We start from the raw sequence: 23,074 nt of genomic DNA, 5'->3' as shown, positions 1-23,074 counted from the left end.
TTTTATGTTTCATTGTTTTTCTAAAAAGGATAACCAATTGCTAGATTGAAAACTAAATTTTCTTTTCTCCAGGCACTATTTCCCAGACTGATTTGATCTAAAACCCAGCGATCTCCATTTGGTAAATACGGTTTGCGTAACGGGAAAGCAAGATCTGTTCTCAGAATTAGAAAAGAGAAATCAAAGCGTAATCCGGCTCCAACTCCAACGGCCAGTTCATTCAGGAATTTTTTGGAAAATTTTGCTCCCGGTTTATCCGGATTTTCATTCAGTAACCAAATATTTCCGGCATCTAGAAACAAAGCTCCTTTTACCAGTCCATATATTTTAGTTCGGTATTCGGTATTAAACTCTAGTTTTAAATCACCGGATTGATCCGCTAAAAAAGTGCCGGTGTTAGCTGCAGCTCCATCAAAACTTCCAGGTCCCAAGGAACGGGCTCTAAAGGCTCGCAAACTATTGGTCCCACCAATGAAAAACTGCTTGATAAAAGGCATTTCATTTGAATTCCCATACGTAAATCCGGCTCCTGCAATGATTCTGCTGGCTAATTGAGACTCTTTTCCTAATTTCAAATAATGTCTGAAATCTTGCTCTATTTTGATAAATTGACTAAACGGAACATCAAATAATTTGATAGTATCTCCTTTTCGAATATTTGCTCCTGAAACTAATCCTGCTATATTTCCCACCAGATCAAGGCTAGCTTTGTAGTAAAAAGTGTTTTTCTTTCTTGTTTGTAAAGTATTAGTGTACGTATAGGAATAGGATGGTCCAAATAGTAATTGCTTCTCAACCACTTTCTCCAGAGAAGGGTTGTTTGCAATTTGTTCATGGTACAAATTAGTTATGTTTTGCGGACTGGCGTATGTGATTTCGGTAACATTTAAAAGGTGTTCTTTTCGTTCGTTTTCTTTCCATAAATAACCAAAAGAACCTTTGAATGTTTGTAGGGAATATAAATTGGTTCTGTTTTGAAATTCATATCCCAATGTTGCTTTTGTCTTTGGAACAAAACCACTTGACGGGTTTAGCTTAAAAGGGGATATAAATCGGGGCCAAATTAAATTAGCTTCGGTACCAACTCTGTACACATTGAAACCATTATTTTGTCCGGAAACTTGCACTTCTACACCCCCAAAAGCTGAGATTGTTAATAATTCAGCACCCCGGAACGCATTGCGATTGCTCCAGTTTAAATTGAGTTCGGTTCCGGTGTAATTAGCAGAATTTGTTTTGGCCAATAATTCCATCCGAAGCGATTTTTTAGGCAATGGCGTCAGGTAATAATAGGCATCTAAATAATTTCCGAGTGTATCAGAAACCTTAAACTGATTTTTTACAAATTTGAAAGTACCTAGGTTTACCAATCGGTTCAATGATAAATTATGGTCGCTACGGTTGTATAGATCCCCTTTTTTAAAATATAAAGCCCGATCAAAAATCCTGGGTTTGAATAAATTTTCTGGATCTATAATGGTTAAATCATTATATTTTGTAATGGTATCGATACTGATTTTTAAACTGTCAGAACTAATAGAATAGTTTGGATATACGATGATTTTATTAATTTTGTACGGAGTTTCGGCCAGTTTCGGAGTTTCCTCTTTTATCTTTACAATAAGATCGACCTGATGATCTGCAACTGTCGAGTCTACTTGTACTTTTAAATAATCAGGATTAAAATAAAAGAATCCTTTTTCTTTTAGCCTGGAATCGATTCTGATTCTTTCTTCTTTGATGGTATTTAGGCTGTATCCTTCTTCTTTTTTTAACAAACTTCTAAGTCTGGTATTGCGAACAGCACTCGAAATCACTGCGGAGTCTACAGGGAATTTGACGGCTCTGATTTTGTATTGTTTTGCGGGTTTTACAAGATATTCTGCAGTTGCTTTTTTTCCGTGTCGTGTTGAATCAGCCGCTGTTTTTGTATTGAAATAGCCATTGTTTTCTGTGAAATTTTGTAAAACGTTTTTGTTGTATTCTAAGTCTACCTGACTGTATAAAACAGGGGCTTCGCCTACTTTAGTTTTTAACCAGTAGCGCCATCCTTTTTCTTTCTTTGGCGTCCCAGCCAAGTTATAAATGTATAGCTTAGGCCTCAATCCTAAAATCGAGGAATTGGGTTTTGGTCTTACCACTTCTCCTAGAGCGGTTTTTAATGCTTTGTTTTCTTTTTTAGAGGTTTCTTTTCCTTCTACGGTTACTTTAGCACCGGTATACAGCAGCTCTCCTTCGAGCAAAAAGCGAGTGTTGCTGCACGATGAAGCCAACATTGCAAAGAAAAGAAAAGATACTAAATGGTTATTGTTCATTAATTTTATTATTTATTAAAAAAAATTAAACCACTAAGAGATTAGGTTTTTATTAAGGAAAATCAATTGGTCTAATTTCTTAATGGTAAAAAAACTTTTATTTATTTTTTTGCTTTGCTTTCTTCGCCTCACTTTTTGTAAATAATTCTTTGAATTTATTATAATCTAAAGTGATTATAAAGGCAATTCCAGTCTCGACGACTTCCCCTTGCAGCGCCACTTGGTATTTGTTTATGCGGTAGGCTCTCATTTTATACCTTCCATCTCTTGAGAGTTGATAATCTAAGGAAACATTGCCGGCAATATTATTGGTATTTTGATTGGCTTGCTGGGGCCCTTCAATCCCAAAGCTGCTGCCAACAGTAACTTTCAATCGGTCGTTCATCAATTTTTTTGAAATGCCTACATTAAGATCTGTTTTGTTCTCGCGTTGCCCGGTAGTATAATCATCGGACGTATTCAGATCAAAATTCAGCTCTACTCCTTGAATTAAATCACCGGCGAGGTTGTTCAGTTGTTGGGATAAAATTTTACTGGCACTTTCTCTGGCCAGTGAGGAAACGGTTGCTCCGCCGGATTGACTGGCAAATGGGTTTTCTCCAATAAAACGATTCAAGAGCAGTAAGGCAAAAACCTGTTTGTTCAGCTCATCAGGTTGCTGACGCAATTGGGTCAGTTTAGCCTGAGTGGTATTTATAATCTCTGTTGAAACACTATTGTTCCCCTCCGGCAAAACTATATCAAATGAAATAGTGGGTTTGAGCAAAGCACCATTCATTTTTAATGCGGTTTCAAAAGGGATTTTTTGTTTGTAGGTATTTCTCACTTCGGTGGTAACACTTCCTAATTGGTCATTTACTAAATCAATTGGAGCCGCTTCTGTTTTATAAATTGCAGTTATATTAATATCAGCAGTTGTGGGCTCTCCTGTCCATAGAATGTAGCTGCCTTTTTTGATGTCAAATTTCCTTTTGATGGCGTTAAAGTTCATTTCATAACTCCCTTCGGACAATTCATAGCGTCCGGTCAGCGTTGTTTTTCCTGAAGGATCAATTCCTCCGTTTAATTGCGCTTCGCCTTTTAATTTCAAGAAATCCCCGTTGGCTTTGTCAATTACCATTGATAATTTAGCTTCTTTGTTTACCTCAATGTTTACGGATGCGTTAACCCCTTTTATAGTGGATTCACTGCTGAATTCTTCCAGAACAATGGTCTCCATTAATTTTGGATTGTCTTGGTCAATAAATTCTACAATTCCTTCCCTATCAGCTATTGAAGGATCTGATTGGGGCAAAACAATAGTGAATTTAGTCTCTTTATTAATACGTATGGTTCCTTCGACAATAGGATTGTCTAAATTTCCTGTTATTTTTAAATGGTTGTCTAAGTACAGCTCTCCATAATACAAATCATTGTCTTTCGCTTTAGAATTGACCGCTTTGAAGTTATCCGCATCCAGGGCTAAATCGAACCCAAAATTACTAAAATTGGCACTGTCAATTTTTCCGTTGATGGCTAAATCATTGTCTCTCTCATCATTGATAATGAAATTGTCAAAAACAATAGCGTTTTCAGTAAAGATAATTTTATCATTTAACGACTTAAATTTAGAATTGAGCGGCGTGGCTTTGAAACCAATTTCATTGAATTGTAATTCTCCAATTACTTTGGGCTGGCTGGTATACCCAGTGATTTTAAAATTCCCATTCAAAAAACCGGTGCTTTCAGTAATATTATTTAACGTAAAACCTTGAATGCTTTTTAAATTCAGCTTTTCAATATCCAGACTCATATCAAAACTACTGTTGTTTATTTTATAGTTTCCTTCTAATTTGACTTGGTTTCCCTGACCTGTAATAGCAACAACAGCATCGTATTGGTTGGAAATGGCATTATTTACTTTTACACTGATAGTTCCAATGGTATCTTTTTTGAAAGTAAAATTTTCAATATTTAAATCCGAAGTAAAAACGGGCGATGTAGTTGTGTTTTTCACCACTGCGTTTCCATTGATCTTACCACTCAGTTGTAAATCCTTTTTCTCCACAAAACTCGTAATCGTTTTAATGTCAAAATCTTTGAAATCAATAGTGATCGGCGCATTAGGAGTTTCAGAATGTGATTGAATGCGAATGGTGCTGCCGTTCTTGTTTAATTCGAAATTATCTGCGTAAATTCCTTTTTTGCCAAACCGAATCAAATTAGCATCCGCTATTGTCCAAGATTCATAATTCAGCAGTAGTTTAGCGGGGTCAAGACGAACTTCGTTATTTCCGTTTGCCGCTTTTAGTGTTCCGCTTATGCCATATCGTTCTGCGTCTTTTGCATCCTTCAGCTGTAAGGTGTAATCCAGGATGTTTTGCGCTACTTTACCTGTAATACTCGTATGTGGGAGCTGAATTTGTTTGTTTTGAATGTCGTCTATAATTAAGCTGTAAACAAGTGCATTTGCTTGTGTGTCTAGTTTGAAAATTACATTGGTTATCGTGTTTTCTCCATAAATTAATTTTGGAACAGCGCCATTAAGAACAATTGAGTCGTTGACAGAGTTGTATCTTCCGCTGATGCTAATGGGTTCCAAACTTTTTATGCTAGGAATTAATTTTATTAAAAGAGGACTGTCTTTGATACCAATTTGAAAAGCAAATTGTTGCTTTCCTACCACTGTTTTTTTAGCAGTAGGATTCTTGTCATAATATTTAGCAATCGAGTTTGTTAATGCTGTAGCAACTTTAGACAGCGTGTATTTTCCTTTTATTTCTGCATTTGCAAGCGAGGAACTCAGCAATAATGTATTCTTTTGAGCAGTAGATATTGCAACAAGAGTGATCGAGTCTATCTCAAATTGTTCTGTTGCATTAGTGATGCTTATGCGGTTTGCACTTACACTTCCGTTGAGATAATCTAAATTTGCGGATTGAATGTCAGCATCTACAACGCCTCTTATTTTTAGTGGTCCTGCATGGAGATTTAGTTTTTCTAAATCAGCAATATCCACATTCAGTTTTAATTTTCCGGTAGGATATTTGTCTCTAAAGCTTCCGTTACTCACTAAATCAAACGTTAAATTAGGATCTTTTGCGTAGGCAGTAGCATTGAAATTTCCGTTGCGAACGTTTCCTTTTAAGCTTAAATTTTGATAGGTGTATTTGTTGTAATTTGCTTTTAGAATGTTGCCATTCAAAGAGGCATTGGCTGTTTTTGGATCAAATCCAGTTCCTTTTAGGGTTGCTTTCAGAGTGATTTTTCCAATAGAATCATTTTTGATAAAGCGTCCCAAATCAAAATTTGTAAACTCGGTTTGAACATCATATTTCTCGTAATTTTTTCTGTTTTGATTCAACGCCGCTTTAATCTTGGCGGTACCAAAACTACTTGACAGATTCAGGTTCGTATTGAAATTAGCAATGGTTCCTTTAAACGTTCCTTTGGCATTGAACTGCAGAGGCAACTGGATCGAATTTGGGATTGTTCCTTTGGGTAAAAAACCAATAAAATCTTTGGATCCTGATTGTAAGTTTTTGATATTCAAGTCAAAATAGGCTTTATTTACATCCGGCAAACCTACTATGCTGCCGCTTGCTGCTACTTTTGTAGTACCAATGCCGCTAATCTCCATAGATGGGAATGTAATAGCACTCAATTTTCCGGTTATGTCACCGTTGATTAGCAAGATGGCATTGGGATTACTCTTAAATGGGTCTGCATTTGCTAAAGTTGGTACAAAGAGCAGCACATCTTTGATACCCAATTTGCTTTTTTTCAAGTAAGCAATCAGACCCAATTCTCCCGGAGTATCAGCCAAAGCGGCAAGAGATGGATATCCAATTCTGATTTCATTTCTCAATTCTGTCTGCGGTGTTTTTAAATACAGTTTTTTGAGAAACGCATTCTTTTTGCCATAGTAAAATTCTGCGTTGAAGGATTGGATATTCAAACCACTATGATCTTTAACGCTTAAGGAATTTACTACTCCGGATATGTTAGTTGAGCCGTAATTTATGGCATCAATTTGCAGGTTTAAGTTAGTAAGATGCAAATGGTTGTAATCCATGCCTTTGGCAACAGCCGCAACATTGTTGTTGTCATACCTAAAATCTACTCGCTTGATTTCCGTATTCTTGATTTTGATTTGCCAGTTATTGCCTTCTTCCGAAGCAGAATTTTTTTTAGTTTTAGCGGGTTCTGATTTACCAAAAGCTAAAGCTCCTTTTAGACCCGATAATTCAATACTTTCAAGGAGTGCAAATTTGTTATTGATATCCAACCGGTCAATTTTAGCTACTAGTTTTTTCAAATAAAAAGCAGTAGATAACTTTGTTCCCTCACTTTGGTAATCAAAATCAATTTTTGCAAAATCAATTTCTCCTAGTTTTAATTTGAAAACGGGTTCCTGTGTATTTCCTGTGGGAACTTCTTTAGCAGCGGATTTCTGAACCAAACCTTGCTTTAATTTAAAGTGTAGTCCGTTGATTTTAGCCTTTGGAATTTCGAAATTCATTTGTTCTAAATCGAAAGTTTTAATTTTCGTTTCAAAGTGATTTAGATTGGTAGATAGATAATTTTTGGTAATCGCATCGGAATACGTTAACTGGATTCGGTCGAGCTTAATTTCGGATACAGAGAATTGCATGGGTGGCGAATCGCTCTTTTGTTCCTCTGGCGAGGCAAATGCATTCAGGATATAATCAAAATTAAAAACTGCTTTTGAATCCCGACTCAAATTAGTGGTGATGCCTTCGAGCTGAACGGAATTAATTTCGACTTTATTATTCATCAATTGAAAAAGACTAATATCTACAGCTAGTTTTTCTCCGGCAAAAAGGGTGTCTTTTTTTTGATCTTCAAAATAAACACCTTGCAGCATTATTTTTTTTGGAAATCCAATTTCTATTCGGTCAATAGTAACCTTAGTTTTGATTTTTCCTTCCAGATAGGTTACTGCTTTTTCTTTGACATAATTTTGAACAGACGGAATTTGGATGGACACAACCAAGACTAAGAACAATAGAAGTAGGAATCCTATTATCCAAAGGAAAATTTTTAAACTTTTCTTTAAATATTTTTTCAAAAGTGGTTTTATTTTGTGGATAAAAATAACCAATTTAAATCAGAATTGCAATTTCAAGTACAAATGGAATAAGTAAACAAAGTTCAAAATTAAAAAAAGGAAAGTTAGTATAAAATCAAAAAAATATGGCATTAAATTTTTGATATAAATTTAAGGCTCATTAACCGTTTTTAGGTCTTGTACCTGAGTTTTCATAACCGTTTTCATAAAGGAAAGACCTCTGAACATTAAACCAAATTCCAACAGAAAATAAGAGAGGTATTTTATTTTTTTTTGGTTTCTATGTAGGATTAAAAGAAAACCACCTGTAGTTGGTTTTGCAAGATGTCTAGAAGCAAAACTAATAATCAGAATAATCAGTTGGATACAAAAAAGTGATGTCGATGTGGGAAATATTATTTTTATATTTTTCCATGGCAATTAGGGCTTTCCATTCCGGCGAATCTACAAAAGATTTCCAATGTGCTTCTCGGCTTGTTTGATCTGCGAAAGTAGTGAGGTACATAAGGTTTGGCATTTTGGGACCAGAGATCACTTCGCCATAAAAAACTGCATTAAATCCCAATCGATCAAAGAGTTTTATTTCTCCTCCTCCGTTAAACATGGCTACTTTGTTGGCGTAAATTGCTTCTGTGGCTGATTCATAGCTTCTCAATTCGTATACACGACTGGATCTTGTGCTGTTCAAAGCGGGTTTTGTCAGGAAAGGATGGTCTGAAAAAGCCTGTAACAAAACGGATTCTATTCTTAAGTATGAAGGTTCATTGTAAACCGCATTCAAATAGGCTGCTCCGGCAGTTATGTAGGTTTTGTCTTTAGCTAGTTTTTCGTCAAGTGCAAGGAATTGTTCCAAAGTGGAAAACGGAATCAGTACCACAATTTTTTTTAAGGTATCTGTGGCGTTTGGTTTTAACTTGAACACCCCAATATTTTTGATTCCTAGTTTTTTTAATCCCGGCAAATAAGCTTCTTTTAGGTACTTGTCAGTTGTTTGTTCTTGTTGTTCTGTCTTGAAAATATAGGTTTTGAGTTGATACAATTCCCTAGGTTTTTGAACAGGTGTTGGTACAATCGTTTGCGCGGGTACCGGTTTAAAACTGGTATTAGTAAATACGATCAGCAGTGTGAAAAACAGGTTGGTTAATTTCATTTCATTTTTTTTGGTGGTAGGCTAGCCTGAATAATTTTTATAAAAGTAACCATTGTTGTCCGATAAAAAAAGAAGTTAAATGAATGTCTTACTGTTAAAACCCTATTTATTATGTTGTTCCGTTTTATGAAATGGAAGTATTTTTTAATGTATCTAATAGTACGTAAGTCCCTTATTTACTATTTTCCACGCTAATAAGACTTGGCTTTTCCAGTGGTGATAAATTCATTGTCCCAGTTGCAATACTATAGGCTTTTTTCAATGGGAAATATCTTTTCGTTGTTTTTTTGGAAAGTATTAATCATGGATCTTTTTTTATAAATGAAGGTTATTGCTTTTTTTTTGATATCTCTTTTAGTACTGTGACTTTGCGTGTTCTCTCAAGCTCAGCTATTCGAAGCTGATTTAAACCGGACGATTAACAATTCATTAACGATATCGTGTCGATTTGATGGTATTGAAAACTAGGGGTATTTCTCTTATTTTGACTCCTATTAGTAAAGAGAATTTTTTATGTTGAATGTTAGTCAGAAAGAAAAAAAATGTGTGCGGTATCTTACCAACGAAATGTCTATAGCAGAGCGATCTGTGTTTGAAATTGAGCTTTCTTTAGATAATGATCTCCTTGCTGTTTTTGAAAATTTTCAAACCATTTGGATGAATTATCCCAATAGTGAAGTGCCAATACGAACTATTTCTTTTGAGGAAATCATCACAAAATATAATAAACCAGAAAAGACAAAATCCGTAAAAGTTTCCATAAAAAAGAAGGTTGTTTTTTCTATGGCTTTCCTTATGGTTTTTTGTCTAAGTTTTTATTTCATAGGAATGAATCCTTCTGGGTATACCAATCATAAAATTGCCCTTAAAGGGCAGCGGCTAACTTTTAAGTTACCGGATAGCAGCACCGTTATTTTAAATTCAGGCAGTGAAGTTAAATATTCCAGTGATTTCAGTACACAAAGAGTCATCTGGTTGCAAGGGGAAGCTTTCTTTAAAGTTACGAAAAATACTAATTCTCCTTTTATTGTACATACAAATGGTTTTGATGTGAAAGTTTTAGGAACAGAATTTAATGTCAGTAGCAATGCCATTGATCAAACTGTTTCTTTGGCAAAAGGAAAAGTAAACGTATTGCTTAAAGAAAGTAAGGATGAAATTAACCTATTGCCAAATGAAGAATTAGTATGGAATTCTAAAACCAAGTTAGTGATCAAAAGGAATTTTGATGTGAATAAGGTTGCTGCTTGGAAAGACAATATACTTATATTGGATGATGAAAAATTTGAAGATGCACTCCCAAAAATCAATCAATTCTATGGAGTAAATTTTATCATTAAGGATGCTGACATTGCAAATCAGCATATAAAAGGAGCTTTTAAAAACCAGACAATTGATGAATTTATAACGTCTCTGGAGTTTATTTCAGAGGTAAGCATCACAAAAACCATTCAAAATAACATCGAGATATCCAAGTACCATGAAAATTAATGCAACAAAAATGGGTAGTAGTGATTGCTTTTCAGACGATTATTTATTTCAGCAAATTCAGAATGGTCGATACGAGGCGATGGAACTTTTCTTTAAAAGGTATTACACGCCTCTGTGCCGTTTTGGAATGAGTTATGAATTGAACTCGTGCCTTGTTGAAGAAAAAGTGGCTGATATTTTTATTCAGTTATGGACCAATAGAAATATTCTTGATACAATTAAAAACCCTAAATCTTATATCTATGTAATAGTGAAAAACAGTTTAAAAACAGTACGAAAATCAGAGCCGTTTTACCAACAAATCGATGAAACAAAAACTATAAACTCTATATTTTCACCTAGTAGGGAGCAGGAGATTATTGAAAATGAACAAAAAGAAATGAAAACTAATTTGATACGTGAAATATTAGATATTATTCCTAAAAAATCACGTCAGGCATTTGAACTCAGTAGAATCGATGGATTAAAATACAAAGAAATTGCGGAAATTCAAAACGTCACCCCTAAAACGGTTGAAAATCATATCGCTATTGCACTTAAATACATTAGTAGGGCTTTAGAATCCTATAAAAAAAGAGGTTTGCTGAACTCCATCTAATAATTAGTAGAAAACCAACTATTTTAAAATCAGTTTTGGTTTGTAAAAAACAATAAATAATCACAGATAAAATGAAACAAAAAATTATTCTAACGGTATCCTTATTGCTTCTGTTTGGTAATGGAATATCTTATTCAAAGACTTCAAATACAAGTGCTATTGAAGAGATTGCAGTCAAAAAAGAGAAAATCAATTTAAATCTAAAAGACGTTTCCATAAAGCAAACCTTTACTCTTATAGAACGACAAATAAACAATAGGTTTATTTATATGTCCGACCAAAAATTTCTTCAAAAGAAAATTTCTATTATTATCAACAACCAAGATTTAAATCAGGTATTAGCCGTTTTGAAAACTAAGGTGAGTCTTGATTTTAAGATCACTAAAAACGGTGTTTTAGTCAAAGAACTGGTTGGGATTACTCCAAAAAGCACGGCAAAAAAGAATCAGGAAAACCGAAAAATTACAGGAGTGGTTTTAGACGAATCTAATTTGCCAATACCCGGAGCTTCTGTTTTTGTAGCAGGAACCACGATCACTGCAACAACGGATTTTGACGGAAAATTCACGATTAGTGTTCCAGCAAATACAACGGTTTTATCGGTGAGTTATATCGGATTTGAGACTAAAGAAATTAATATTGAAAACCAGACGGAAATAAAAGTAATGCTTGGTCAAGATGAAACGGCTCTAAAAGAGGTGGTTGTAACGGCTTTAGGAATAAAACGTGCAGAAAAATCACTGGGGTATGCCGCACAATCTCTTGGTGAAAATGCTGTAAAAGATGCCAAATCAAATAACTGGGTAAATTCTCTTTCCGGAAAAGTTGCTGGTCTAAATATCCAGGGATCTGGTGCTGGTCCAATGGGTTCTTCCAGAATAACTCTTCGCGGAGAATCATCACTTAACCTTGATAATAACCAAGCTTTGATTGTTCTGGATGGTGTGCCAGTAAGCAGTAAGATCACCGGTACTGGATTTTCTTCTCATCTTTCACAAGATAGTCCAGTTGACTTTGGTTCAACATTATCGGATATTAACCCTGAAGATATTGAGAAAATAACAGTTTTGAAGGGGCCAGGTGCAACGGCACTTTATGGAACAAGAGCTGCAGGTGGCGCAATTATTATTACTACCAAGTCCGGTAAAACTAAAGGTGGAGGAATAGGAGTAACAATAAGTAGTAATTTTAGTTTTGATCAAGTGAATCGTTGGCCGGATTATCAATTTGAATATGGAGAAGGTCGAAATGATAAATACTATTCTTATTTAGATAGTGCTGACGGACTAAATACAAGTACAAATGTAGGAGCAGGAAGAGCCTGGGGGCCAAGATTTGATGGTCAATCTTATTTTCAATATAATCCTAATGCTGCAAATGGCAAACCTACTGAACGTTCACCATGGGTTGCTAACAAAGATTATATTTCTGGATTTTTTAGAACAGGAACGACACAATCAAATAGTATCGCATTAGAAGGTGGGAATGAAAACGGTTCTACTCGATTATCGATTACTCATCTAAAAAATGATTGGATTCTTCCTAATACGGGTTTCGAAAGATTAAATGCCTCCTTATCTATAAATCAAAAAATCTCTGATAAGTTAAAAATAAATGGTAAAGTAAATTATACGAATAAGAAAAGTGATAATCTACCAGCTGCAGGTTACAACAATCAATCCATAATGTATTTTCTAATGATTGGTACCGCTCCAAACATTAAGCCGGAATGGTTTAAACCTTATTGGCAGCCTGGCCTAGTAGGTGTAAAACAAAAAAATCCTTTTAATACGGGACCTGATAATCCTTATCTAGGTATGTATGAAATGCTTAACAAAATGAATAAAAACGGGGTAATTGGAAACTTGTCCGCTACCTATCAGTTTAATGATAAACTTGAATTGATGGTCCGTTCTGGACTAGATATGTCAAATGAGTTCAGATCACAACAACGTCCTTTTAGTATGACTAAATATGCTCGTGGAATGTATAGAGAACAAAATGTATTTAGTTATGAAATAAATACAGATGCACTGTTAACCTATAAGAATGCGCTAAATAAGGATATCAATTATAGCATTATTGCAGGTGCCAATTCAATGAGGCAAAACTATGATTTTGTAGGACTTTATGCGGACCAGTTATCTCAACCCGGAATATACCAAATTTCAAATAGCTTGGATCAAGCTGTTGCAGATCCTTTAAAAACAAAGAAAGCGATTAACAGTTTTTATGGTTTAGGGCAAATCTCCTATCAGGAAAAAATATTTTTAGACGTAACGGGACGGAATGACTGGTCAAGCACTTTGCCATATGGTAACAATTCCTTTTTCTACCCTTCTATCAGTTCCAGTTTCTTGATTCACGAAATGACAAATCTTCCCTCTATTTTCTCTTTTGCTAAATTTAGATTGTCTTGGGCCCAGGTTGGTAATGACACAAGACCGTATCAAACTGATAAGTATTATGACAGGATTTATGGCAATAGCTTTACGAATACTTCGATCTTATTTAATGCAAATTTAAAACCAGAGATAACTTCAAGTATAGAAACTGGAATTGATATTAGGATGTTTAAAAACCGATTATCAATTGATATGGCCTATTACAATAATAATAGTCGCAATCAGATTTTAGCAATTCCATTAGATCCAGTTACGGGTTATTCTAATGCAACCGTAAATGCAGGTTTAATAAACAGTAGAGGAATGGAGCTAGCTGTAACAGGAAAAATAATAGCCAAAAACAATTTCAAATGGAATACCACCTTGACTTGGAGTAGAAACAGAAGTTATGTAAAAGAATTGGCTCCAGGGATTACAAACCAAGTTATTTATAACCACGAGAATAATGTAAGCATAGAAGCTAGAGTTGGAGGAAGAATGGGAGATATGTACAGTAGAGGTTTCCAGAGATCTCCTGACGGGCAGATTATATATACTTCGGCTGGTTTGCCTGCAACATTGGATCCAGTGTTGAAAATAAGAGGAAATGCATTTGCTGACTGGAAAGCAGGAATCATGAATGAGTTTACCATTGGAAAAGTAAGATTGAGTGTACTTCTAGACGGACAAAAAGGAGGAAGTATGTATTCGCAAACCAATCATAAGAATAATACCTTAGGGAAAACCCGAGTAACGCTTCCAGGTCGTGATGGCGGAATTGTAGGACAAGGAGTCGTTTTACAATCGGACGGAACTTATATTCCAAACACTGTAAGAGTAGCTGCTAGTTCCTATTATGAAAATTATTATAACATCGGTAATGGAGAGACCAATATATTTGACGCTTCTTTTATTAAGATTAGAGAGGTTCGGATCGAATTTAACTTACCGAAAACCCTCTTGAAAAAGATAGGAATGAAATCGGCAAGTCTTGCTTTTTTCGGAAGAGACCTGTTTAATTTTACTAAGTTTCCTGGTTTTGATCCTGAAGGAGGAAATCTAAATAATGGGACACTGACACCAGGAGTTGAATTAGCTCAATTTCCCTCCACGAGAACTATAGGAACTAATCTTACTCTAAAATTTTAAATCAATAGATCATGATAAAAATGAATAAAACATATAATTTTCTTTTTTTGTTTGTAGTACTACTATCCTCTTGTACCAAAGATTTTGAGGATATAAATACCGATCCAAACCGACCTAAACAGATCACACCGGGAGTTATGTTGGGACAGTTGCAATATAGAATTGTTAATTCTAGTATCACTGCTTCTCGAAATCTTACCCATGAGTTGATGCAAGTTGATGCACCACGATCTAGTCCTTCGGGTGAGGGAGTGCATCGATATGTAATTAATCCTGGTGCAGGAATATGGACAAGTTTCTATGGTTATATGGCAGATATAGAGGATATTAATAGAACATCCGAAGCATTAGGAGAGAATAACTATAAAGCGATCTCGATGATCTATAAATGTTGGGCTTATTCTATTATCACAGATTTGTACGGAGATGTTCCTTATTCAGAAGCCGTTAAAGCAACTGAAGGCAACCTTAAACCTGCATTCGATAAACAAAAGGATATATATATTAAAATCCTGAGTGATTTAGAACAAGCCAATGCTTTGCTTGATCCCTCTAAAGCGCTGACTTATGGTGGTGATCTTTTATACAATTCCAATAGCCTTTCAGGAGGTGCAAATCCCGGAATTGTAAAATGGAAAAAATTCTGTAACTCATTAAAAATGAGATTATTGCTACGATTATCGAAACGTAATGGGGAGATTAATATCAATGAACAAATTACGGCACTATTAGCGGACCCTGTAAAATACCCTGTGTTTACTAGTAATACTGATGATGCTATTTTTAAATATACAGGAATATACCCTTATTACAATCCGTATTTTAATACACGACAATTGGAGTGGAGAGATGGTACCTATGTTACCAAATACTTCATCAATAAAATGAATACAGATAACGATCCAAGAAGAACTATATGGTTTAGAACAGTAATGGTTGGCGGTCAAAATGTATACCAAGGTATAGAAAGTGGTTATCCTATAACTACTGAATACCAGGTTGGAGCCAATACAAGCTATAATGATCTTATAAAAACTTTACCCCAATTGGGTATAATGATGACTTGGTCTGAGGTAGAGTCTATTAAAGCAGAATTAGCATTAAAAGGATTTAATACCGGAAAATCGCCTAAGCAGCATTATGATTCAGCAATAACTGCATCAATGATCCAATGGGGCGCAACTATGCCTTCAAATTATCTTACACAAGCGGGCGTAGTTTATGATACCAATGCATCAGTAGAAGCGCAATTAGAGAGAATCATTACACAGAAATATTACGCTTCGTTTTTTGTTGACTATCAGTCATGGTTTGAAAAAAGAAGAACGGGATATCCGATTTTGCCAAGAGGAACGGGTATACCAGCAGAAAGAGTATTTCCAAATCGGGTGCCTTATCCAACATATCTACAATCGCTTAATCCTGAAAATCTTGCAGCAGCCTCAGCAGCAATGGGAGGAGATAATACCGTTAGTAAAGTTTGGTGGGCTAAATAATTAAATAAAAAGTAAAACTATTTTACATTTTTAAATATAAAACTAAAACAGAAATAGAAACAGGGAAATACTTCTAAGAGCCAGAAAGACCTAGGCGTTCTAGTTGGATTAAATTTAAAACCAAATCATTCTATTATGAAAATCGTAAATAAAAGTTTCTTAATCTTATCATTGACTTTGCTTGTTAGTACCACTAGTCTAGCGCAAAAAAAGGTTGAAAAATCTAATGTTCGAACATTAGTTGTATTCTTTGATGGCTTAAGACCGGATTATATCACCCCTGAATTAATGCCAAATGTATATTTATTTAGTAAAAAAGGAAGTTATGGTAAACAGCACCACAGTGTATTCCCCACAGTAACTAGGGTTAATGCATCTTCGCTATCTACCGGATGCTATCCTGGAAGTCATGGATTAATGGGAAATACGGTGTATTTTCCTGAGATAAAAGAAACATCAGGTTTAAACACTGGTGATGCAGAGGAATTAAATAAAATCGCTAAAGCTACAGATAATCATTTATTAACATCAGTTTCGCTGGGAGAAGTTTTAGAACAAAATGGTAAAAGTCTTTTTGTTTTTAGCTCAGGTTCTACAGGACAAGCTTTAATGCAAAATCATAAGGTCAGTGGAGGCGCAATCATTAATACCACTATGATTTTACCAGAGACTATGAAATCTAAAATACTAAGTGAAATTGGAACAGTTCCAAGCGGTCTTGGAAAACACAAATGGTTAACAGATGCCGTTATAAAATATGGATTAACGTTAGATGGTCCTTTAGTTAGTACATTGTGGTATGGCGACCCAGATTCGGCTGCTCATAAAAACGGAATAGGATCGCCCGAAGCAATTGAGTCTATCAAATATGTAGATGAGCAGTTTGGAAGGATTATAAAATCACTTCAATTAAAAGGACTTGATCAAAACTTTAATGTTATCATTTCTTCCGATCATGGTTTTGTGACACATATTGGAAAACTAAGCCTTGCAGATTTCCTAATCCAGCAAGGACTAAAAAAAGACAAGGAATCAACAGAAGTAGTGGTTGCTGAAGGAGCAGTTTATGTAAAGGATCATGATGAAAAGACCATAAAAAATATTGTTGCAGCCTTACAGGAACAGAACTGGATAGGCGGTATTTATACAAAAGCTTTAAAAGAAGGAGATGTAAATGGTTTTGTAGAAGGGACGCTTTCTTTCGAATCAATATATTGGGATCATGGCCGATCAGGAGATGTTCTTGTAGACATGAACTGGAATGATAACAAAAATGATGCTGGATATGCAGGTACAAGTTTCGCAAAAGGTGTTGCAGGTCATGGTGGATTTAGCCCTTATGAAATTCATATTGCATTACTGGCTAATGGCCCTAGTTTTAAGAACAAGTTTGAAGGTAATTTGCCTACATCAAATGTAGATATAATTCCCACTGTTCTCCATCTACATAATTTAACAATTCCTAAACAAATGGACGGTCGGGTTATGTATGAGTTGCTAACAGAAAAAGTTTCTAATAATGTTCCACTTACCGCTAAGATTGAACTAATTAAAACTGAAGTAAAGTTACCATGGGGAGTTTATAAACTAGAAATGGAAAGATCTGTTTTGGGGAAATATAACTATCCTAATTTTACAAGAGTAGTTAGAGTAAAAAGATAATATTGCCTACAATATAAAAGTAAAGATGGTGTCTTAAATGTTAAGACACCATTTTTTTGTTCAATAAATAGTTTGAAATCCTAAAAATCACCAAAGAATATAAAAAAGATTTATAAAAACGAACCCCAAGCCTATGTCCGCACTATGGATGATGATGCCGGTACGATGTCCTCTTGGTTTGTAATGCGAAGTATAGGTCTGTCTCCGGCAAATATTGGCAGCCCCATTTATTATTTGACAGCTCCAATCTTTGAGTCCGTAAAATTAAATTGGGAAAATGGAAAATCATTTCACATACAAGTGTCTAATTATAATAAAGAGTACTTTTATGTTCAATCAGCTCAATTAAACGGCCAGCCGATATACAGAAATTGGTTGACACAAGAGGAGATTAGCAAAGGAGGAACTCTGATCCTTGAAACTGCTGCTGTACCAAATAAAAAGTGGGGAATCGAGAATCAGTGGATTTCAAAAACAGCAGAAGCAGAGGATTAATTGAAAGAGCGCGCATTGGCAGCATTTTGAATCGTATTATTTTGTCGCAAAAAACACGAGATATTTGCGACAAAATTATAGGTTTAATTCTGGTACTAATACGTGGTTGTTAATCCACAATTTCAATAGTACTAAACTCACTAGTATATTTTTTTACTTGAATTTGAGTGGTAATTCTTTTTTTCAATTCTTCCACATGCGAGATGATCCCAATTTGGCGGTCGTCATTTTGACGAAGCAACTCGAGCGTGTCTAATGCATTATTCAAGTTTTCGGGATCGAGTGATCCAAAACCTTCGTCGATAAATAAAGAACGGATTTTAGTATTCTTACTCGCAAGGTCGGATAATCCTAACGCTAACGATAAACTTACCAAAAAAGTTTCACCACCAGAAAGCGAATTAATATTGCGAATTTCCCCAAAAAAGTTTTTGTCTTTTATTTGCAATTCCATTTCATCTGAGGTGTCATCTTTAAAAAGTTCATATCTGTTGAACATGGTTTCTAGATGCTTATTGGCGTGTTGTACCAATAAGGAAAGCGTAAAATCTTGAGCGAATTTTTTAAAAGCTTTGCCATCAGAAGAACCTACCGTTTTATTTAATAGATCCCATTTTTGGAATACATTATTTTTTGTTTTGATTACATCAATTATGAGTTGATTTTCCTCCTGTATTTTTTTATTATTATTGATTTGTTCCTTTAATTGCCCGATTTCTTGGTTTATTTTGGTTTTTTCTTCCTCTAAAGCCACTTTTTCGACATTTAAATCTTCTACTAATTTAGCTGTTAAAGGATTGGAATTGAGTTCCTCTTGTTTGAGTAAATTAGCATTCAATGCTCCTTCAATTTGTTGTTTTTTAGTCTCGAATGTTTGTTTTTGTGCAATTAACAAAACACTGTTTTCTAAGTTTAATGCTTCTTGTAATAGGACACTGTTTTCGAAACCATTTTCAGTCAGCTTATCATTCAATTGGGCTGTAGCCAAACGAAATACATCATCTAGTTCTGATTTTTCGGCAACCAATTGCCCTACATCAACGTGTTTGTTTTTGATGGAAGCCAAGGTGATTTCCTTTTTACCTTTCCATTTGGTTACCAAATCTTGTTCCGTTTTACCTTTAATTTGCAAACGGGATTCTTCCTCTTGTGGTGATTTTAATTCAAAATTGGCCGTTTGATTTCTAAATTCATTCTCTAGCAAACCTTTTTTAGTGTTAAGCGCTTCATCTTCTTTTATATACTTTGAAACACTCTCTTCTAAGCTGGTACTTTTTGTTGAAAACGCCGTTATGGCATTGTTTACGGTTACAATTTCAGTCTGATTGGCTTTTAAAATTTCATTACCGGCATTCAGTTTTCTTAAATTGTCCCCTAGTTTCTTGCCGATTTCAGAAACGGCTGCGATGTCATTTTCTTCTAAATTCTCATCAAATGAATAAAATATCTTTTTTATAAAAGCGAAATTTTCGGCTATGTTAACTTCCTTTTCGTCTATTTGTTTTTTGGCAGTTTGATAGGCAGTATCGGACAAATGAATTTCATTTAAATGGCTGGTTTTATTGGAATACAATTTATTAACACGGTCATAAGCTGCATTCAATTCCGATAGTTTATTAATCCGGGTTTGAACAAAGTCAAATTCAGCTTCCAAATTGAGAATTGCAGCTTCAATATCCTCCATTTTCAACTCTTTTTCAACTTGTAAAACGTATTTTAATTTAGCAGTAGCTTCCTGAATTTCAGCAATAGTTGCATTCGTGTTTATGATTTGTTGACTGGAACTTGCCACTTTTTTTACAGCTTCTTCCTTTTCATTTTCCTTTAATTTAATTTCGTAATCTAGATCTTTGATTTCATCGTCAATATCATTTTTAGAAAATATTTCAGGTAAATTCATGGCATAAGGGTGCTCTTTAGAACCGCATAACGGACAATCTTCGTCCTCTTTTAAATTGTGTCGGTGTTCCTCAAAACTCGCCAATAACTTTTTTAAGTTTTTATTTTCATGTAAGATCCCCAGCGATTTTTTTTTGTCAAAAATTCCTGTTTCTAAAGTTTCCCTGGATAAATTAGCGGTAATTAATTCAGCAGAATTTAGTCTTAATTGATCATTTTGACTTTCTAATTTTGGAAAATACTTTAATAATTTCTTCCAGTTTTCTAAATCGGTTTTTGTATTGTCTTTTAGTTTCGACAAATTTTCTAAGGTATCTGAATCCTTTTTTTGTAATTCTAATAAATCAACTTCCGATTTTAATGTAGTGTTTTCGTGTCTTGTGTTTTGCAATAACTTTTCTATCCCAATATTTTTTGTATCATAATCAGAAATCTGTTTTTGCAAACTTTCAATATTAAACGATTCAATTTCTTTTTGAGATTTTTCAATATCCTGCCGTTTTAAAATCACAGCTCCCTTCTCTGTTTCCCATGAGCCATATTTTTCATGTTGTACAATGGTTTTTTGGTTCTGTTCAATTGCAGAATCTAAGATTGATTTTTTGGCTGTTTGAGCCTTCAAATCTTCCAGGTTTGAATCGAAATTGTTTTTTGCTGTCTCTAAATCTTTAGCGTTTTGTTTTAGGGTTTCATCAGTATTTGCAATCGCTCCAAAAGTTGTTTTGGCACTTTCAATTAATGGTTTTTTAAGTAATTGCTCTTTTTGAGTTTCTTCTAGTTTTTTGATTGCAGATTCTAATTCGGGTGCAATGGTAGCTAAAATTTTATTTAAACTTTCAATTTCATCAATCGTTCTTTGCGTGTTTACGGTATTTTTAGCGCACTCTTTTTCACTGTTTTGAAAAGCTAACCAATCTGTTTCTATTAGCTTTGCTTTGCTGTAATGATCTAATTTTTGATATAATTCGATATTATCTAAAAAGTGTTGTTTCACCAATTCAATCGAATTTTTATGCTGATTTATTTCTGTTTTCGTATTTTCAACAGCCGCTAACCAAGCAATTTCCGCTAGAATTCGGGTTAATTTCGGTTCTATTTCCTTAATCGTATTTTCTTTTTCTTCAAATGAAACGGCAATAGCATTTAATTCTTCTTCATTTAAAATATTTCCGTTTATGTTGGCTCTTAGGTTATTAATTTCAGTTTCAAAGGCTTTTGTATGCTCAAAAACCTTCTTCGAGATTTCTTCATAAATTTGTGTTCCCGTTATTTTGCTCAACATTTCGGCACGTTCATCCGGTTTTGCTTTTAAAAACGCTGAAAAATTATTTTGAGCCAATAAAATGGATTTGGTAAATTGCTCGTATTTTAGCCCAATAATTTCTTCTATCATTGGATTGACGTTTGATACTTTTTCGGCAATTAACCGAAATTCACCATTCTTTTTTCTAGACAATTTTCTGTCATCCGTCGCATTTATTTTGTTATTTTTATTGAATGAAGCTGCCCATCTGGCCAAATAAACGATGTCATTTACTTCGAATGTAACCTCTGCATAAGCTTCTTTTTGATTGCGGGTGATTATTTCAGAACTCGGTTTGTCATTGCCATATCGATTTATTTTACCGTATAACGCCAAAGTAATCGCATCCAAGATGGTTGATTTTCCGGCTCCTGTTTGACCGGTAATAGCATACAAACCTGCATGGGCCAAAATTCCATCGGTAAAATTAATTTCGGGTTGAACCCCTTTCAAAGACTGTATGTTGTTGATGTTTATTTTTAAAATTTTCATACTAAGATAATATTTGCTTTTTAAAGGAATATGGTATCGCCATTCTTCATTCCTGTTTGTGATTTGGAATCATAGCGATTTCATAAGAAGATGCTATTTTTTTATTGAAATCGGACAGAATTCTGTAATGCTTTGCCGGTGGTTTATCGCTTGGGTCAAAAAATGTTTTGAAAACCTAATGTGTGTTATTAATTTCATCCAATATCTGCATAAACAACGGCATTATTCCGGCAATACTTTCTTCATTCATTCCTTTTTTTTCGCATCTTATAGTAAAGATTTTTGGGATATTATCCAAAGGATTATTATCGGTACCGGCAATATATTCTTCTCTTATTGATTGATTATTAATTGAGGTAAACTTAGTAGTTCGGTTCAAAATTTCTATTTTTCGATCAATACATAAATCATTTATCTCGTTATTAAAGTCAATATAATTTACAGCTTCAGTAATTATGATTTCTGCCCAAGTTGGCAATACTTGTGAAGGTTCATGTAATTTTATTTTTTCAATAATTTCATCAGCCTTTCCTTCAAATCGTATCACGCTCCTTTGCAAAGGGATCGGCAGAGATTCATGTGCTATTTTATTATCGGCAATCGTCAAAACAGTTATTTCTTTAAGATCATTGCGTTCGTTAAAACTGAGCGAAATTGGGGAACCGGCATATTTTGCAATCACATTATCCGGATGTTGGACCATCTGAGGTTTGTGAATGTGCCCCATTGCAATATAATCATATCCGACTGAAAATACACTCGATGGGATTTGTCCGAGTGTCCCCACCAAAGAATGCATTCTTTTTTCGGCGGGTTCACTGAGAATACAGCCGGTTACATACAAATGCGCCGTGCCAATAACGGGTACACCTGGATAATTCGTTTTTGCTTGTTTCAACAAATTATCGTAGTGCTTTTTTACTTCCGATGTAAATAAACCATGGGCTTCATTGACGGTTTCGCCCTCGATAATTTTACGAATATCACCATCACGAAGGTAAGGCACTGCGGCAATAACGGCTGCGGCATTTGTTGTTCCGCGTTTGTAAACTGGGATTAATTCTCCCACATTGTTAAGATCGCCACCGACAATACTTACATTTAAAATTTTGAAAATATCTTTATAAGAATTTAATCGAGACGCTGAATCGTGATTGCCACCAATAATTATAACTTGTACCTTGAGTTTATAAGCCTCCAACAAAAAATAATGATATTTGTTTATGGCTTCAATTGAAGGACTCGAAACATCAAAAATGTCCCCAGCAATAATAATAGCATCAATAACCTGCGTTTGAATGGTTTTTAACAACCAATCGATAAAATAGGTGTGTTCCTCAATTCTTGATTTTTGCAAAAAGGTCTGTCCAAGATGCCAATCGGCGGTGTGTATTATTTTTAACGACATGAATTTTTTGTTATTGAGATTGTTTTACGACTTTAAAAAGATGCTGCTGACTAAATAATGATGCAATTTCAGTTTTTTTATTGACTTTCCACTACTATCCCTAACGCGAAGATTTGGAAACCAGAATATTTAGTTGTTTCTCATGACACCTTATATATAGG

11 protein-coding genes are annotated in these 23,074 nt (G+C 34.6%); 6 read left to right on the top strand and 5 right to left on the bottom strand.

All coding sequences use genetic code 11. The annotated features are described in order from the left end of the window. Positions 1-20: 20 nt before the first annotated feature. From EKL99_RS11775 to EKL99_RS11765, 3 genes are all read right to left on the bottom strand, one after another. Complete coding sequence (locus tag EKL99_RS11775; protein WP_126568567.1) at positions 21-2,315, bottom strand: BamA/TamA family outer membrane protein; 2,295 nt, start codon at positions 2,313-2,315, stop codon at positions 21-23. Between the two features lie 97 nt (positions 2,316-2,412). Continuing rightward, a complete protein-coding gene (locus EKL99_RS11770) occupies positions 2,413-7,386 on the bottom strand; it encodes a translocation/assembly module TamB domain-containing protein (protein ID WP_126577012.1) in 4,974 nt (1,657 codons plus the stop codon). 340 nt (positions 7,387-7,726) lie between these two features. After that, the gene (locus EKL99_RS11765; RefSeq protein WP_126562017.1) at positions 7,727-8,536 is read right to left on the bottom strand and encodes an NIPSNAP family protein; all 810 of its coding nucleotides are present in this window, start codon (positions 8,534-8,536) and stop codon (positions 7,727-7,729) included. A gap of 513 nt (positions 8,537-9,049) precedes the next feature. Here EKL99_RS11765 and EKL99_RS11760 point away from each other — a divergent pair. From EKL99_RS11760 to EKL99_RS11735, 6 genes are all read left to right on the top strand, one after another. Further along, a complete protein-coding gene (locus EKL99_RS11760; protein ID WP_231507431.1) occupies positions 9,050-10,027 on the top strand; it encodes a FecR family protein in 978 nt (325 codons plus the stop codon). Beyond that, positions 10,017-10,625, top strand: coding sequence for an RNA polymerase sigma factor (locus tag EKL99_RS11755; RefSeq protein ID WP_126577011.1), 609 nt, complete (start codon positions 10,017-10,019; stop codon positions 10,623-10,625). Before EKL99_RS11760 ends, EKL99_RS11755 begins: the two co-directional genes overlap by 11 nt. Before the next feature lie 71 nt (positions 10,626-10,696). Further along, positions 10,697-14,158 (top strand): SusC/RagA family TonB-linked outer membrane protein, encoded by a 3,462-nt coding sequence (locus EKL99_RS11750; RefSeq protein WP_197037240.1) that lies wholly within the window; start codon positions 10,697-10,699, stop codon positions 14,156-14,158. A gap of 20 nt (positions 14,159-14,178) precedes the next feature. Then, positions 14,179-15,654, top strand: coding sequence for a SusD/RagB family nutrient-binding outer membrane lipoprotein (locus EKL99_RS11745; RefSeq protein WP_126568563.1), 1,476 nt, complete (start codon positions 14,179-14,181; stop codon positions 15,652-15,654). Positions 15,655-15,789: 135 nt separating this feature from the next. Continuing rightward, positions 15,790-17,316, top strand: a complete 1,527-nt coding sequence (locus tag EKL99_RS11740) for an alkaline phosphatase family protein (protein WP_126568562.1) — start codon at positions 15,790-15,792, stop codon at positions 17,314-17,316. A 144-nt stretch (positions 17,317-17,460) separates the two neighbouring features. Further along, positions 17,461-17,811, top strand: coding sequence for a glycoside hydrolase domain-containing protein (locus EKL99_RS11735; RefSeq protein WP_231507430.1), 351 nt, complete (start codon positions 17,461-17,463; stop codon positions 17,809-17,811). 109 nt (positions 17,812-17,920) lie between these two features. Here the strand turns inward: EKL99_RS11735 and EKL99_RS11730 are convergent, their stop codons facing one another. Further along, the gene (locus tag EKL99_RS11730) at positions 17,921-21,505 is read right to left on the bottom strand and encodes an AAA family ATPase (RefSeq protein ID WP_126577010.1); all 3,585 of its coding nucleotides are present in this window, start codon (positions 21,503-21,505) and stop codon (positions 17,921-17,923) included. 175 nt (positions 21,506-21,680) lie between these two features. Continuing rightward, positions 21,681-22,913 carry an exonuclease subunit SbcD gene (gene sbcD / locus EKL99_RS11725; RefSeq protein WP_126516549.1) on the bottom strand — a complete coding sequence of 411 codons (1,233 nt, stop codon included), beginning with the start codon at positions 22,911-22,913 and terminating at the stop codon, positions 21,681-21,683. Between the last annotated feature and the right edge of the window lie 161 nt (positions 22,914-23,074).

The organism is Flavobacterium sp. ZB4P23 (genome assembly GCF_003970375.1).
Taxonomy (GTDB): Bacteria; Bacteroidota; Bacteroidia; order Flavobacteriales; family Flavobacteriaceae; genus Flavobacterium.
This window is presented reverse-complemented; position numbering and strand designations above follow the sequence as displayed.